The sequence below is a fragment of the Neobacillus cucumis genome (assembly GCF_023715505.1).
On record NZ_JAMBOH010000003.1, the window covers coordinates 346,863 to 363,085 of the forward strand.

Below are 16,223 nucleotides of genomic sequence, written 5' to 3' on the forward strand. Positions count from 1 at the left end.
ATAGTAATAAATTTAGTAATGTTCCTGTTCAATGCTATAATGATACCATGTAAACGACATTTTTTGACTATTAATTTCAATTTTTTTGTAAAATTGAATAAAAAAAATAGCGATAACCGCTATTTTATAACTACCCCTTTCACAACGGGCCCTTCAAAACTTAGGGTTTTATCGATCCAAGCGTGTAGATCTTTTAAATACTTTTGCTCAAAAAATGGTTCATTAGGGAAAATGTATAAAACTTCCCTCATATATTGTGTATTCATAAATGGCATCATTAACAAACTCTTTAATTGGATAATTAAATATGGTATCGAATGCGGACGAAATTCCTGCCATTCAAAACCTCTTTCAAATATCTTCTGTAAATAATATTTTTCTTTTAAGGAATAGGTGGACATAATCTCTCTTACCACTTGTGAATCCATAGACATTTCTCGATAGACAAAACTGGCAAGTTGACTATTTTTACATTGATAATGAAGTAAATCTGCGACGATACTCTTTAAACATTCTTTTGCACCTCGATCGATGGATAGATACGCTTCTTCTATCTTATTGAGATATTGTTCAAAAAAATGCAGAAAGCAGTACTCTAAGAGTCCTGGTTTATTATTAAAATAGTAGGCAATGGTGGCCGTGTTTACTTTTGCTAAGTTTGCAATATCTCTTACAGACGTTCCTGAATACCCATTTGAATTGAACAACGATATGGCCGCATTAACAATTGCTTCCTTTGCATTTTTCTTCATGTATTCTCCTCCTTAGGTATCCCTTACATAAGGATTTCTGTATAATCATGACTGAATCCTTTATGAAATTATCGACAAAGTCTGCTCAATTTCTTTTATTTTTGATAAAATAATAATTAATTCATAAGAGAAAAAGGTGAAATTACTTGTTTAACGTCGAAATGTATACAGGAAATCGTGAAGAAAATTATGAGCTTGTCAAAAAACAATTGCAGGCCTTGCTTCATGATGAGAATAATCAAATCGCTAATCTCAGCAATACCTCTGCGCTATTAAACCAATTTCTCGACCGCATTAACTGGGTTGGTTTTTATTTAATGGATACAAATGGAGAACTTGTCCTTGGTCCTTTCCAAGGTCTGCCTGCTTGTGTGAGGATTAAAGTCGGCAAGGGAGTTTGCGGAACTTCCGCTTTGAAAAAGGAAACGGTCCGAGTAGAAGACGTTCACCAATTCCCAGGCCATATCGCCTGCGATGCCGCTTCACGATCCGAAATTGTAATACCACTCTTAAAAGATGGAGAATTATTTGGTGTATTGGACATCGATTCTCCGGAAGTGAATCGCTTTGATGAGCTTGATCAGCAAAAGCTTGAAGAGTTGGCAGCTGTCTTAATGGAGTATATTTAAGTAAAACCCAAACTTTAACGTTAGTTTGAATTAAGGAGAGCACAGATATCATTCTGTGCTCTTTTTATCGAATAAACGGCTAACTTACCATGCAGGGATTACCTTCGATAACAACTTTGTTCTTGCCAGTTCCTTTTGCCCGATATAAGGCTTCATCTGCTCTTTTAAACAAATATTGATAGGTATCTTGCCGGTCTTTTTTCCAGAAAGAAACACCACAGGATACGGTAATATGCGGTTCCGTGCATTCTGATACCTTATTTAGAATCCTTTGGGCAATGGCAACGCCTGTTTCTAACGGAACCCTTGGGAGATATATAGCTAGCTCTTCCCCGCCCCAGCGGGCACCAATATCACTTTCTCGAATACTTCCTTTAATTAGATTCGCCACTTGGATGAGTATCATATCTCCAATTTGATGGCCGTAGGTATCATTTATTTCTTTAAAATTATCAATATCCATCAGAATGAAGGTTCCTTCGTCATCTTTATTCATGGATTGCTGTATTTTGTCATCCAAGAACTTTCTGGAATGAAGCTTTGTAAGATGGTCCGTGATCACCAGTTTTTCAAGTTCATCTCTTAAAAGCGCATTGGTTAAAGCTAAAGAAGAATGGTGAACCAATGATTGAAGTAGCTTAAACGCCTCAAACGGGAAGAAGTAGGGATCTTGATGCATAATAATGGAGAAGCCTTTCATCTTCTTATTAACTACAACGGGAACAGCCATTACAGAATGAAACGTTAAATGGAAATTTAGGGGAAGATTCAAATCTCCAATAAATAATGGTTCGTTATTCTGTTGAAATTTCCCCTTTATGTAGTCAATGTAGATTTGAGACTGCTGTGTGAAAAAGAAAGGTGTCGAACCAGACAGAACTTTCACATCTAGTTGGTCTTTGGTAAACAGGAAAAAGCCAACCTCTTCTGCCTCAAAAGAACTCTTAATTTGTTCTGACATATAGATCATGGTATCTACTAAAGGCTGATTTGAATTTAATTGATGTGAAGTCTTATTGATCAATTGCAGATCAGAAATAGCTCGTTGCGATCGCTGATGTAGTTTAGCATTTTCCAAGGCACTTCCAGCACTTGTGGATAATAACCTGATAAACTCGACTTCACCAGCTGGAAATTCCGTCACTTCCGGTGCAATCACTTGCATAACACCATAAATCCCCGACTTACCTTTTAATGGGGCATAGAGGGCGGCATGCTTGGTCACATCTGAGCTCTCAAATTGGATTTCACCAGACTCATAGGCATTAATGACCGTCATATTTTCACTATCATATTCTAAGTCAATAATTGGCAGGTCACTATGATGATAGGTATCTTGTGATAAAAGTAAGTGGTAGGAATAATTAGGATATACTTCTTTTAGCGTGACGAATAATTCTCCTAATACTGTGTCCACATTCAAGGTTGAGTGCAGTTTTTCAGATAATTGAAATAACTCTTTATACTTTTCTACTTCCAATAGTAAATCCCCTTTTAGAGAAAACGAACTAATCATTTATGAACTCCCAAATAAATACATAGCACCCTAATTATAGTTAATTTAAGAATGATATTGGAATATTTTTTTAGAGCAATTATTAAATTTTTAAGAACTTTTCCTAGTGAATTCAGTCATATTAAAAATATACTTGACTTACCAGGTATAAAAATCATATAATATTCTTTGTGTAAAATATATGCAGCCTATTGAGTTTACTTTATTGGTCTCATTTTGTTCCTCAAACAATATTTGATGGTGCATCTTGTAACCCTTAGCTGCTAGGGCGAAGGTGCATGAAAACAAAATGTCTTGTAAAGAGTCTCATAACGGTTTTTATTTTACCCAAATAAAAACACTAAGGAGGAGTCATTCATGGCTCGTTATACCGGCCCAAGCTGGAAACTATCCCGTCGTCTTGGAATCTCTCTAAGCGGCACAGGTAAAGAATTAGAAAAGCGTCCTTACGCTCCTGGACAACATGGTCCAAACCAACGCAAAAAGCTTTCTGAATACGGATTACAATTACAAGAGAAGCAAAAGCTTCGTCATATGTATGGTGTAAATGAGCGCCAATTCCGTACTCTTTTCGAAAGAGCTGGCAAATTATCTGGTATCCATGGTGAAAACTTCATGGTTCTACTTGAATCACGTCTTGATAACGTTGTTTACCGTTTAGGTCTTGCTCGCACTCGTCGTGCTGCTCGCCAATTAGTAAACCACGGTCATATCCAAGTTAATGGTTCTCGCGTTGATATCCCGTCATACCGTGTAGCACCAGGACAAACTATCAGCGTTCGTGAAAAATCACGTAACCTTGATGTTGTCAAAGAAGCAATCGAAATTAATAACTTTGTACCTGATTACTTAACTTTCGATGCTGACAAGTTAGAAGGAACTTTCACTCGTTTACCAGAGCGTTCAGAACTTCCAGCTGAAATTAACGAAGCACTTATCGTTGAGTTCTACTCTCGTTAATTGATTTGCTTATTGAATAGCAATCACAAAAACCCTAGAAACTGCGTTATTTCAACGCTTCTAGGGTTTTTTTAACTCTACTTTATAGAATTTGGGGTCAATGATGAGCCTCAGCCTATCTTAAAAACTTGGCTATAATACCAAAGGGAATCCCCACGCCTGACTAATATCTCCTTGATGGCCCTCCTGTTAAGTAAGTTTGGCATCAATAAAAGGTATACATAAGGGATTGAAATTATTAAAGACGTATGTAGTTTTATAAAGCCGACTTAATCGTTTTATGTTTTTAATGGTAAAAAAATAACAAACCTAAATAAGGTTACAAAAAAAGGAACGTTAAGACAAGTATTTTAAGGTATAAGGAAAAACCCTTTGAATCATAAAGTCAGAAGGCATTTTAAAGGCCTCAACCAATCTGGCTGGGGGCCTTTAATCTAACAGGTTTAAATTATCTCGTAAGTATTGACTTCTTTCTTTTATAAACGTAATCATTACTTCCTTTTCTCCATCAAACGCTTCCAATTGACTAGGGTCACTAAATAGAAGATGAGGGCGAATGGATTCCATGAGAGATGAAATGATTGGTTCGAGGTAAGCAGGGGTGAAAAGGGTATTAAGCAGCTCTTCCATCAGTTCCCTGTACTGCCATCTGAATGCAGGAATTTCTAAAAGCCTTTTAGTTAAATGATTTTTTCCCTTAATACTGAGTGAATCAGGTTCAATGGTCTCCCCATCCCACTCCCGGCCAAATGTCCCATCATAGTCCCAAGGAATAATTTCAAATAAGCCCGTTTCGGAATTGCGATAAAGCGCATAGTTTTTTAGAAAACCGTCATGGTTTTGGGTGCAGACCGCCACAGCCAGCCAGCGAAGGTACTTGTCCACAGCAAGGTATTTTGGAATCTCTTGCTCAAATTCTTCAAGTGAAGTCGTGTTAATTTTTTGGATGAGTTCAATTAAAAATTTGTCATCCTCAGCCGTTCTGATTTTACGCTGGTACCCCACCAACAAAGATTCTTTTGGAGCCTTCGTTTTGTGACCATCTAGTGAAAAGTTGGCATCTGTTTTTACGGCATAGTAAATTGGTCCGTATGGGAGACGCCTATTTTCTAAAAATAAATCATCTACCGACTCCAGCTGTAAATAGACTCCCTCATAGCTACCATTTAGAAACAATTGAATGTGCTGAGAGGCTGGAGACAGAACTCCAAAGGATTGAAACAAATCAAGAGATAGTTTATTGCGAATGGAAGATGGATCTTTATATTCAGCATTGAGATGAAACTCTCGGGCGCCATTAAAGGTTTGAAGTCTTTTCAACTTAATAAAGTAGGATCTTTTACGCAGTTTTCTAGTATAGTTACCCCGGAATTTTGTGGAGATAACAAAATTCATATCATCAATGAATAATTTAGCAGGAACTGGATCATCGAAGGGTCTTAACTTGTAATTCAGCTCTCTAAGATCCCAGCGACGAATGAACAAGGAGTATACTGGTAAATTCGATTTATTGTTCATCAAATCGATACTTCCTTTCCTCAGCCTTTTACTTTTCAAAATAATTGCTCGCCGTTAAATCATAGATGTTTCATTCGGTATGATAATATTTAAAAATGCTAAGGAAAACCAAGGGTTCATCCCCTTGGCTTTCCCTGTTGTTCAAACTAGTCGCAGTGGACGAATAGAGCTACTCCTCCTTCAACACCAGTTCTTGGAAAAATAGTTACAAAACGCAAACCTGCATTAATTAAGCATGTGAATACAGCTTCGAATGTTGGTTCAGTACCAGTACCTACGGTAATACCGCAATTGTTTGCAAGGATAGGAAGTAGGTTATCTGAAACTGCGCTAACAGTCCCTGTAGCAGTAAGGCTTACAGTTGATGGAGTACAAGATGTGTGGTCAGGGCTAGATGTGTGGTCAGGGCTAGATGTGTGGTGGCCTTTGCTATGGCTGTCGGAACTACTAGAACTACTAGAACTACTCGAATGTGGCATTCATAATCACCTCCTTCGTTTCTTTGTATATTTTATTAAAAAACGACCTTTCAGAGACGGCGCTTGTACTATTGAAATGGCACATTTTCTCTGGCTTGGCCAATTTTTACGGTTAATTTTTTGAGTACATTAGTTAAACCTCATGCAAACAGTGGAAGGGAGGACAAATTGTTTCGACATACATTTTTGAAGCCATATGAAGGCAACAAATCTTTAATTTATGAAGTCTTATGATTTGTGACCACAGTTTGACCACGAAACATATATAACCCATAATGAAAAAAGGACTGCCGAAACAGTCCTTTTGTTGTGAGTCAATTATTTTCAAAATTCGGATGGAGCAAATACAATTGGATATTGTTCTCCTAACTGTTTCTTCACCTCTTGGAATAATTGCAACCCTTTTTCAATGTGATTTCCACTAGCTTTCATCCATTTTCTTTTAATGAATCGGTTTCAAAATCAATCCATTTACCATATTCCGATACCCATTCCATTAACGCTTCCTTCAATTCATCTATTAAAGGTAATTCCTCAATATCAAGATTTTCACCACAATGGTACACCAAATCGGATCCGCCACAAATTGGTAAGTGGGTTTTTTTATCTTTTATTCACCTTCTTCAAGGCTATTCGGTAACTAAAGGATATGACTAGATAAAGGACGATGACAATAGCTGCCGTCCAAATTCTTTCTTGGATGGAACCATCCGCTATGAGAACTGGACCCAATCCTAAAAATGTTACAACGATTAGGAGAATAATAAAGAAAGTATGTAACAATATTTTCACTTCTGCCACCTCGTTTTCCTGTTATATATGTATAGACGTACTCCAATGACCTTTGTTACCAAATAATAAAAAACAGGCTTTGGAAACCCAAAGCCCTCATCTTTAATAGTTGATTAACGTGTACTTCTTTTTACCTCTTCTGATAATCGTAAATTGACTTTCAATACGATCTGTATCCTGAAGGATATACGCTGTATCTGTCACCTTTTCCCCATTTACAGTAACTGCTCCATTTGTAATATCCTCACGCGCCTGACGCTTTGAAGGAGAAATCTTTGCCGCAACAAGCAAATCAACTAAATTCTCTTCACCTTCTTTTGCATCATAGGAAGGTACATCTTTAAAACCTTGCTTAATTTCTGCAGCTGAAAGATTTTTCACTTCACCGCTAAATAGCGCTTGAGAAATTTTAATCGCCTGCTGTAAAGATTCTTCACCGTGAATTAAGCGGGTCACTTCTTCCGCCAATGCTTTTTGTGCTTTACGAAGATGCGGCTCTTCTTGGACGCTTTGTTCAAGGCTTTCAATTTCTTCCTGAGATAGGAAAGTAAAGTATTTTAAGTATTTCACTACATCTGCATCGGCTGTATTAATCCAGAACTGGTAGAATTCGTACGGAGTGGTCTTTTCCGGATCTAGCCAGACCGCACCGCCTTCTGTCTTACCGAATTTGGTTCCATCGGCTTTTGTAACAAGTGGAATCGTAAGACCAAATGCCTTTGATTCTTCATTATGCATTTTCCGGATTAATTCCAGTCCTGAAGTGATATTCCCCCACTGGTCACTGCCGCCAATTTGCAATTTACAATTATGGTAGTCATATAAATGATTAAAGTCCATTGCCTGTAAAATTGTGTAGGTGAATTCGGTAAAAGAGATCCCGGTTTCCAGACGTGATGCAATGGTATCCTTGGCAAGCATGTAATTAACACCGATATGCTTACCGATATCACGCAAGAACGTCACGATATCCATAGAGCCTGCCCAATCATAGTTATTAACCATAGTAGCTCCATTTTCACCATCAAAGTCAAAAATAGAGGCAAGCTGTTTTTTTATGCCTTCAACATTCTCCTGAACGGTTTCCAAAGTAAGCAATTTACGCTCTTCACTTTTACCGCTTGGGTCTCCAATTAATCCAGTAGCACCGCCAACCAATACGATAGGTCGATGACCATGCTGCTGAAATCTTCTCAGTGTTAAAAACGCAACTAAGTGCCCAATATGCAAGCTATTCGCAGTCGGGTCTACCCCGCAATAAAGCGAAATACTTTCCTTGCTTAATAAATCTTTTAAACCTTCTTCATCTGTCTGCTGATAAATAATGCCTCTCCATGCCAAATCCTGTAATAAATCCACCAAAATCCCTCCATTTAATAAAAGCTTTCGTAAAAAATAAAAACGCCCCTGCAAAAAATGCAGGGACGTAAGTTTACGCGGTACCACCCAGCTTGAGGAAAAAATCCTCCAACTCAATAAAATAACGGTTTAAACCGTTCTCTGCTACTAACGATCGTGTTCACAGAAAAAGCTCAAGGACGTAATTCATTCTTCTATATGTATCAGCTTTCACCACCGCTGACTCTCTTAAAAACAGGGATAGAAGAACTACAGTTGATTCCCTTCACAGCTTTAAATATAAAATATGCTATAGCTTTTTTTACCATATTTAAATCACCCTGTCAAACAACGAACTGGAAATTTCAGAAAATGTAGAAGGTTGTCAGTTTTTGTATCATCGATATGCTATAATGGAGGGGATTTTATAATGAGGTGATGCCCCGAATGAATGAAAAATTGCAAGCATGGATGGAAAAGGCAAAATCCATATTAGACTTGATTACCCATAAAAAAACGGTAAAAGGTGCACGAATTACCTATCAGGTTGTTTGGAACTTAATTCTCCTTGTACTGACTGTTGTCATTCTTGGCGGGTCCTTTGCTACAGGTGTTGGTGCAGGCTACTTTGCCTCACTGGTTAAAGATGAACCCGTCCGCTCGTATGCCAGTATGAAAAAGGATATTTATAACTATACCGAAACGTCAGATTTATATTTTGCTAATAATGTCTACCTTGGCAGGCTCAGGTCTGATTTGGTCCGTGAAGAAGTAGAACTTGACCAAGTATCAACGGATTTAACCAATGCTGTAATAGCGACTGAAGATCAATACTTTTATCAGCATAAAGGGGTCGTACCGAAAGCGGTTTTTCGAGCTCTTTTTCAAGAAGTAACAAATTCCTCTGTTCAATCAGGTGGAAGCACCTTAACACAGCAATTGATTAAAAACCAGATTTTAACGAATGAAGTCTCCTTTCAAAGAAAAGCCAATGAAATCTTACTTGCGCTTCGTTTAGAGAAATTCTTCAACAAAAAAGAAATATTAGAAGCGTACCTCAATGTTTCCACCTTCGGAAGGAATTCTTCAGGTCAAAACATTGCCGGTGTTCAAGCAGCTGCAAAAGGTATTTTCGGAAAAAGCGCAAGTGATCTATCACTGCCGCAAGCAGCCTTTATTGCCGGTCTTCCGCAAAGTCCGTTTGGTTATACACCATTTACAAGAGACGGTACAGTCAAAAACAATCTTGAGCCAGGACTTACGCGGATGAAAACCGTTTTAAAAAGAATGTTTGATGGTGGATACATTACTCAGCAGCAATATGCTGAAGCTTCTGCCTACGACATTACAAAAGATTTTATCAAGCCTGTACCTAATCCGCTTGAAAAATACCCATGGCTTACATTTGAAATTGAAAAACGTTCTATCGAGACCCTTACCACTGTGCTGGCCAAAAAAGATGGGTACACAGAGAAGGATTTAGAAAATGACGACACTCTTTTTTATAAATATAAAACAATAGCCAATCATGACCTGCACCAAAATGGCTATAAGATTTATACCACGATTGATAAAAATATTTATGATGCCATGCAGACAGTGAAGGATAATTATAAATACTACGGACCTGATAAAGCCGAAGTAAAGAAGGATCCAGAGACCGGAGATGAAATAACAGTAATGGAGCCGGTCGAGGTCGGTGCTGAGCTGATTGAAAACAAAACAGGTAAAATCATCAGTTTTGTTGCCGGAAGAAATTATGATAAACAGCAGCTTAATCACGCAACAAGTGCTGTCAGACAGAATGGTTCAACCATGAAACCGCTTCTAGTTTATGGTCCGGCCATTGAGTTAGGTAAGGCATCACCAGGAACGCCGCTGCCTGATGTGGCACTAAGTCTTGCCTATGGACGAAGCACACCTTGGCCGCGTAACTATGATTTAAGGTATAGCGGGATTGTTTCTGCCCGTTATGCATTAGCTAAATCATATAACGTACCTGCCGTTAAACTTTATAAAGAAATTGTGAATCAACAACCGGCAAAATATCTTGAAAAGATGGGCTTTACTTCGCTTAAAAAGCCGGACTATACGAATCTTGCAACTTCAATTGGTTCAATGGAAACAGGGGTAACGATTGAAGAAAATACAAATGCCTTTAGTACATTTGCAAACGATGGAAAATTTATTGATGCCTATATGATTGATAAGATTGTCGATAAAGACGGCAAGATCGTTTATCAGCATGAAGTAAAACCCGTTGATGTCTTTAAACCTCAAACTGCTTATTTAACGCTTGATATGATGCGGGATGTTATTAAGATGGGGACTGCTTCTGGTGTGAAAAGTAAATTAAAGTTTAGTGCAGATTGGGCTGGTAAAACCGGAACTGGTAATGAGTATATCGATTCTTGGTTTGTTGCCACCAACCCTAATGTAACCTTTGGGATTTGGACAGGTTACGATACACCTAAATCGTTAAAGACATCCGGAATGTCCTATAGTCAGCGTACAAATAATTTATGGGCAGAACTAATCAATGCCGCTTATGACATCAAGCCGGATCTGGTGGATCCAAAGGACTCTTTCCAGATGCCAAATGGAATCGTAAAACGCTCTTATTGTGCTGTTTCCGGTATGCTGCCATCTGCAGCCTGTTCAAAAGCCGGATTAATTGAAAGTGATTATTTTAATGTTAATAATGTACCAACAAAAGTAGATGATAGTTTAGTGGAAGGAAAATTTGTCACTGTAGGTGGTAAAAAATATTTAGCCTTGGATTCCACACCGAATGAGTTTGCTCAGTTTGGTTTGGTTCTGAACCCGGACTTCATCACTAGAATGGTTGGAAGTAATTTTAATAATTACAGTCAGTTGATACCAAATAGAGACCGTTGGGGAAAGGTACTTGTTCCTACTGCCAAAATGGTCGATAACGGCAAAAATCCGGATGGAGTTACTCTTTCAGTTTCCGGAAATACATTGTCCTGGTCCAAGTCAGGGGACAATGACGTAGTCGGTTACCGAGTATATCAAGGAGGTTCAAAGGTTGCTAGCATAAACAGCGGCTCAAAGCTGTCCTATACGGCTGGAAGTGGAACCTATCACGTAATTGCTGTGGATATTGCCGGCAATGTATCTGCAGCTTCCAATACGGTTGAAGTTGGAGCTGCACCACCACCACCGTCTATACCTCCGACTACACCACCGGCACAGAAAGATAAAACAAACGTACCACAAAATCAGAAAAGTAAAACAACCGCACCATGATTGGTGCGGTTGTTTTTTTAATCTTCCATTGTTGAAAGATCGCCTGTCGGCAGGTTCAACTCCCATGCCTTTAATACCCGTCTCATAATCTTACCGCTTCTAGTTTTCGGTAATTTATCACGGAAGTCAATTTCTCTAGGAGCTGCGTGGGCGGCGAGACCCCTCTTAACAAATTGTCTAATCTCTTCTTTTAGTTCTTCAGACGCTTCAAAACCGTCCCGTAAAGCGACAAAAGCCTTAATAATTTCACCGCGGACAGGATCCGGTTTACCAATAACCCCTGCTTCTGCAACAGCCGGGTGCTCAACGAGTTTACTTTCTACTTCAAACGGACCTACACGCTCTCCGGATGTCATAATAACATCATCAACCCTGCCTTGAAACCAAAAGTATCCATCTTCATCCATATAAGCAGAGTCCCCTGAAACATACCAGTCACCAGGCATAAAGTAGGATTCATACTTTTCTTGATTATTCCAAATGGTTTGCATCATCGATGGCCAGCCCTTTTTAATAGCTAGATTGCCCATTCGATATGGAGGCAGTTCATTTCCTTGATTATCAACAATCGCCGCTTGCACTCCAGGAATTGGTTTCCCCATTGAACCAGGCTTAATGGCCATACAAGGATAATTACTAATTAGCTGTGCACCCGTTTCCGTCATCCACCAGTTATCATGGATCCGCTTATTAAAGACCTTAACTCCCCACTTCACCACTTCTGGATTCAACGGTTCACCTACACTTAGGATATGACGCAGACTGCTTAAATCAAATTTCTTAACTAGTTCATCTCCTGCTCCCATTAGCATTCTAAATGCAGTTGGTGCACTATACCATACGGTAACTCCAAAGTCTTCAATCATTTGATACCAGGACTCAGGGCTAAAACGGCCGCCGACGATGACGTTTGAAGTGCCTGTTAACCAAGGTCCAAAGATACCATAGGATGTACCTGTCACCCAGCCAGGATCGGCGGTGCACCAGTATACATCATCTTCTTTTAAATCTAAAACCCATTTTGCAGTTTGGTAATGTTGAATCATGGCATTATGTACATGCAATACTCCTTTAGGCTTCCCAGTTGATCCAGATGTATAGTGCAGGATCAGACCATCTCTCCGATCAACCCACTCTATCGTAAGTTCTTTGCTTGCTGTCTTAAATTTATCTAAAAAGTCAATTGTTAATCCTTGCTCTTCTACCTGATTCCCTATCACAAAGATATGCTTTAAGGCCGGTAAATCTTGAACAGGGACACGTTCTAACAAATCGGGGGTTGTGACTAAGACTTTTGCTTCACTGTCTTGCAGCCTGTCTCGTACCGCTCCCTCCATAAATGCCTCAAATAATGGGCCAACAATAGCTCCCAGCTTAATCGCACCTAAAACAGTAAAGTAAAGTTCCGGTGAACGCGGCATAAAAATGAAAACACGGTCTCCCTTTTCCACATCTCCATAGGATTTCAAAACATTTGCTGCCTTATTGGAGAGATCCTTCATTTCCTTAAAAGTGTACTTTTCATCTCTAGAACCGTCACGGTAGTATAGAGCTATCTTATTCTTCCGGAAGGTTTCCGCATGGCGATCAATTGCCTCATACGCCAAATTCACAAGCCCTGTTTCACTCCAGGAAAATTCCTTTTCTGCTTCCTTCCAGTCAAACCGTTCGTACATTTCCTCATAACTGCCAAGATTAAACTCACCTTTCACAGCTGGTAGCGCTTCCACTTTCATCTGATTCTCCTCCTCATTTGCTAGTATGAGATAATTATAGTACAAAAGAGAACTATTCACAATTTTAAAAATACTTTTTTCTTGAATTTTATGGATTACCTCCTATTTACTTACATAAAAACTTTTTGAAATTTCTTTTTTCTAATAGTTTTTATGTATAATAGAATTGATACACAACCATCTCTCGAGTAGGTGACAGTATGGAACACAAAAAAACATACAATGCCAAAGAACTAAAAACCCCTCATGGAAACATAATTATTGAGGGCCCAATACCATCGGATCAACTGGCAGGATATGAATTTCATCAAGACCTCGTGGCATTTCGACAGCCTGAGCAACAACACGAGGCGTTAATTGGAATTGCTGACCTTCCAGAGGGAAGAATCATTATTGCTAGGGATTTGCATACCATTGTTGGATATGCAACTTATCTTTATCCTGATCCTCTGGAGCGATGGTCTGAGGGGAAAATGGATAATTTGATTGAACTAGGGGCCATCGAAGTAATTCCTAAATTCAGAGGCTGTTCGGTCGGAAAAAATCTCCTAGTCGTCTCCATGATGGATGATGCCATGGACGATTATATTACCATTACAACTGAATATTATTGGCATTGGGATTTAAAAGGTACAGGATTAAATGTCTGGGATTATCGAAAGGTCATGGAGAAAATGATGAACGCTGGCGGCCTGGAGTGGTATGCAACAGATGACCCTGAGATTTGCTCTCATCCAGCCAACTGTCTAATGGCACGGATAGGCAAAAGAATAGGTGCTGATTCTATTCAACAATTTGACCGGCTTAGGTTTATGAATCGATTTATGTACTAAAAGCGAAAGCGTCTATTAGCGCTGTGCACTTGCTGTTGGCTGCATGATCCAGACAGCTTAAACTTTTTGTTTGAGGGTGATTTGAATGATAATAGAAGAAATCATGAAAACAGATGTTGCCGTCCTTTTTCCCGCAGATACGATCGCAGATGCTATCCAATTAATGGATACACGAAAGATTCGTCACATTCCAATTGTAGATCAAGATCGGCATTTACAAGGCCTGATAACCGTAGCAAATATAAGTGAAGCAACCCCCTCCATCTTTCACGCAAATGAACATCCAGAAGATTTAAAAAAACCATTAGAAACGATTATGGAGAAAAATGTCATCACAGGGCATCCACTAGATTTTGTCGAAGAAGCTGCCGGTCTGTTTTATGAACACAAAATTAGCTGTATCCCGATTATTCATGACGGAAAGCTAGTCGGAATCGTAACAGAAACCGATTTACTTCGGACAATGGTTGAGTTAACAGGCGCACACCAGCCAGGTTCGCAAATCGAAATCAAGGTTCCTAATCTCACCGGAGTACTGAGTGATATTACGGCTGTGATAAAAAAGAAAAACGCGAATATCCTAAGTGTCCTCGTTTACCCAGATAAAAAGGATGATCATTATAAAATACTTGTCTTAAGGGTGCAAACCATGAACCCGACAGCACTCATTCAAGATCTAAAACAAGCAGGCCATCAGGTCTTATGGCCCAACCTTCCGGGGATATCATCATGAGTGATCAATGCTCCTTTATTTTTTCAGAAGAACTGCTAAAGTATAAATTTAATGATAATCATCCTTTTAATCAATTCCGGCTGCAATTGACCGTTGACCTCTTACATCAAATACATGCTTTATCACCTGAACAGATTATACCACCAAAGATGGCATCTGAAGAGGAATTAGCGCTAGTCCATGACCGATGTTATATAGAGGCTGTGAAAAAGGCAGGAGAGGGAACTCTTCCGAAAGAAGTTGCTGAAAACTATGGGTTAGGTACAGAGGATACCCCCATATTCCCTCATATGCATGAAGCCAGTTCCTTACTTGTTGGCGGGACTTTAATGGCTGTGGACCAAGTCATGACAGGAAAAGCTCTGCATGCCCTTCACCTTGGCGGAGGGTTACATCACGGTTTCCGCGGTAAAGCCTCAGGATTCTGTGTCTATAATGATAGCTCTGTTGCCATTAAATACTTGCAGGAAAAGTATCATGCCCGAGTATTATATGTCGATACAGATGCCCACCACGGTGATGGTGTTCAATGGTCGTTTTATGATGACCCTAATGTTTGTACACTCTCTATTCATGAGACAGGGAGATACCTGTTTCCTGGTACAGGCAGCATCAATGAACGTGGACAAGGTCTCGGATACGGTTATTCGTTTAATATTCCTGTCGATGCCTTTACCGAAGATGAATCGTGGCTGCATGTTTACACAGAATCTATCAAAGAAGTGGCTGAATTTTTTAAACCAGATGTCATCCTTACCCAGAACGGCGCTGACTCCCATTATTATGACCCCTTAACACATTTATCTGCAACGATGAAAATATATCGGGAAATACCCCGGCTTGCACATGAGATTGCCCATCAATACTGTAATGGCAGGTGGATCGCTGTCGGTGGAGGCGGGTATGACATCTGGCGTGTGGTGCCAAGGGCATGGGCACTGATTTGGCTTGAAATGACAGAGAATATGATAGGTTATGGCCGATTGCCAGAAGGGTGGATAAATCAATGGCAAAAGGTATCCCCTATTCCGCTGCCAATGGAATGGGATGACCCTGAAGGGATCTATACTCCGATCCCAAGAAAAGCAGAAATTACCGAAAAGAATTTACTAACACTTGAAAAAGCTCTTTTCCCTATTCGGGATCAGCAAAAAACTGGATACAAATAAGAAAAGCGCAAGGCGCCCGCCTATCGGCGACAAGCACAAGACGAGCCGGCCGAAAGGTTGTTCTTTAACCTTTTGGCCGGATTGGCTTGTGACCTCGAGCCGATGGCGCCTGGAGCTGGACAATTCTCGAAGTCAAAATTTATACTTTCTTATCTCTTAAGAAAAGCGCAAACGCCTTGGTCAGCCCCGATATAGGGCGACTTGTCGACTGGCCGGCGAAAGCAGGGTCAAAGACTAGTCGCCTTAATGCGTACAGAAAGCGATAGCTTTCTGTAGCCAAGCATAAGACGAGCCGGCCGAAAGGTTGCTTTTTAACCTTTGGACGGATTGTCCTAAATGTGGAGGCGACTGTCCTGGGACTCTAGGCTAAGACGTACCCTGAAAGAAGGCACTTTTTGCCTTCTTCAGGGGATGGCTAGACTTGCGTGCCAAGAAGCCGCAACTGGATAAGCTGTAGACCATCGAGGGGCTAGGCGCTGGAGCTACACAATTCTCAAA

General features: G+C 39.7%; 14 protein-coding genes and 1 other annotated feature. Of the genes, 6 read left to right on the forward strand and 8 right to left on the reverse strand.

Annotated features, from left to right (window positions below; genetic code table 11):
- Positions 1-119: 119 nt before the first annotated feature.
- Entirely contained in the window at positions 120-752 is a 633-nt protein-coding gene (gene refZ / locus M3226_RS06850) for a forespore capture DNA-binding protein RefZ (RefSeq protein WP_251563806.1), read from the reverse strand.
- 146 nt (positions 753-898) lie between these two features.
- On the opposite strand from refZ, the gene M3226_RS06855 reads away from it, so the two are divergent.
- Positions 899-1,381, forward strand: coding sequence for a GAF domain-containing protein (locus tag M3226_RS06855; RefSeq protein WP_285857750.1), 483 nt, complete (start codon positions 899-901; stop codon positions 1,379-1,381).
- A 79-nt stretch (positions 1,382-1,460) separates the two neighbouring features.
- On the opposite strand, the gene M3226_RS06860 is transcribed toward M3226_RS06855, so the two are convergent.
- Entirely contained in the window at positions 1,461-2,897 is a 1,437-nt protein-coding gene (locus M3226_RS06860) for a sensor domain-containing diguanylate cyclase (protein WP_251563807.1), read from the reverse strand.
- A 357-nt stretch (positions 2,898-3,254) separates the two neighbouring features.
- Here M3226_RS06860 and rpsD point away from each other — a divergent pair, with 357 nt between their 5' ends.
- Positions 3,255-3,857 (forward strand): 30S ribosomal protein S4, encoded by a 603-nt coding sequence (gene rpsD / locus M3226_RS06865; RefSeq protein ID WP_251563809.1) that lies wholly within the window; start codon positions 3,255-3,257, stop codon positions 3,855-3,857.
- Positions 3,858-4,286: 429 nt separating this feature from the next.
- On the opposite strand, the gene M3226_RS06870 is transcribed toward rpsD, so the two are convergent.
- The 5 genes from M3226_RS06870 to tyrS all read right to left on the reverse strand — a co-directional run bounded on the left by M3226_RS06870 (position 4,287) and on the right by tyrS (position 8,005).
- Positions 4,287-5,375, reverse strand: a complete 1,089-nt coding sequence (locus tag M3226_RS06870) for a CotH kinase family protein (RefSeq protein ID WP_251563968.1) — start codon at positions 5,373-5,375, stop codon at positions 4,287-4,289.
- A gap of 146 nt (positions 5,376-5,521) precedes the next feature.
- Complete coding sequence (locus M3226_RS06875) at positions 5,522-5,854, reverse strand: hypothetical protein (RefSeq protein ID WP_251563811.1); 333 nt, start codon at positions 5,852-5,854, stop codon at positions 5,522-5,524.
- A 428-nt stretch (positions 5,855-6,282) separates the two neighbouring features.
- On the reverse strand, positions 6,283-6,423 hold the full coding sequence (locus M3226_RS06880) for a hypothetical protein (RefSeq protein ID WP_251563813.1): 141 nt from the start codon (positions 6,421-6,423) through the stop codon (positions 6,283-6,285).
- A 34-nt stretch (positions 6,424-6,457) separates the two neighbouring features.
- Positions 6,458-6,646, reverse strand: coding sequence for a DUF6954 family protein (locus M3226_RS06885; protein WP_251563814.1), 189 nt, complete (start codon positions 6,644-6,646; stop codon positions 6,458-6,460).
- Positions 6,647-6,748: 102 nt separating this feature from the next.
- Positions 6,749-8,005, reverse strand: a complete 1,257-nt coding sequence (tyrS, locus tag M3226_RS06890) for a tyrosine--tRNA ligase (protein WP_251563816.1) — start codon at positions 8,003-8,005, stop codon at positions 6,749-6,751.
- A gap of 58 nt (positions 8,006-8,063) precedes the next feature.
- Positions 8,064-8,283 (reverse strand) — a binding site (T-box leader).
- A 148-nt stretch (positions 8,284-8,431) separates the two neighbouring features.
- Between tyrS and M3226_RS06895 the strand changes: the two genes are divergently transcribed.
- Entirely contained in the window at positions 8,432-11,254 is a 2,823-nt protein-coding gene (locus tag M3226_RS06895; protein WP_251563818.1) for a transglycosylase domain-containing protein, read from the forward strand.
- A 17-nt stretch (positions 11,255-11,271) separates the two neighbouring features.
- On the opposite strand, the gene acsA is transcribed toward M3226_RS06895, so the two are convergent.
- Positions 11,272-12,990, reverse strand: coding sequence for an acetate--CoA ligase (gene acsA, locus M3226_RS06900; RefSeq protein WP_251563820.1), 1,719 nt, complete (start codon positions 12,988-12,990; stop codon positions 11,272-11,274).
- A 200-nt stretch (positions 12,991-13,190) separates the two neighbouring features.
- Here acsA and M3226_RS06905 point away from each other — a divergent pair, with 200 nt between their 5' ends.
- From M3226_RS06905 to M3226_RS06915, 3 genes are all read left to right on the forward strand, one after another.
- Positions 13,191-13,823: a GNAT family N-acetyltransferase gene (locus M3226_RS06905; RefSeq protein ID WP_251563822.1), complete on the forward strand. Its 633-nt coding sequence runs from the start codon at positions 13,191-13,193 to the stop codon at positions 13,821-13,823.
- Between the two features lie 85 nt (positions 13,824-13,908).
- Entirely contained in the window at positions 13,909-14,556 is a 648-nt protein-coding gene (locus tag M3226_RS06910; RefSeq protein WP_251563824.1) for an acetoin utilization AcuB family protein, read from the forward strand.
- Positions 14,553-15,725, forward strand: coding sequence for an acetoin utilization protein AcuC (locus tag M3226_RS06915; RefSeq protein ID WP_251563826.1), 1,173 nt, complete (start codon positions 14,553-14,555; stop codon positions 15,723-15,725). Before M3226_RS06910 ends, M3226_RS06915 begins: the two co-directional genes overlap by 4 nt.
- Positions 15,726-16,223 lie beyond the last annotated feature (498 nt).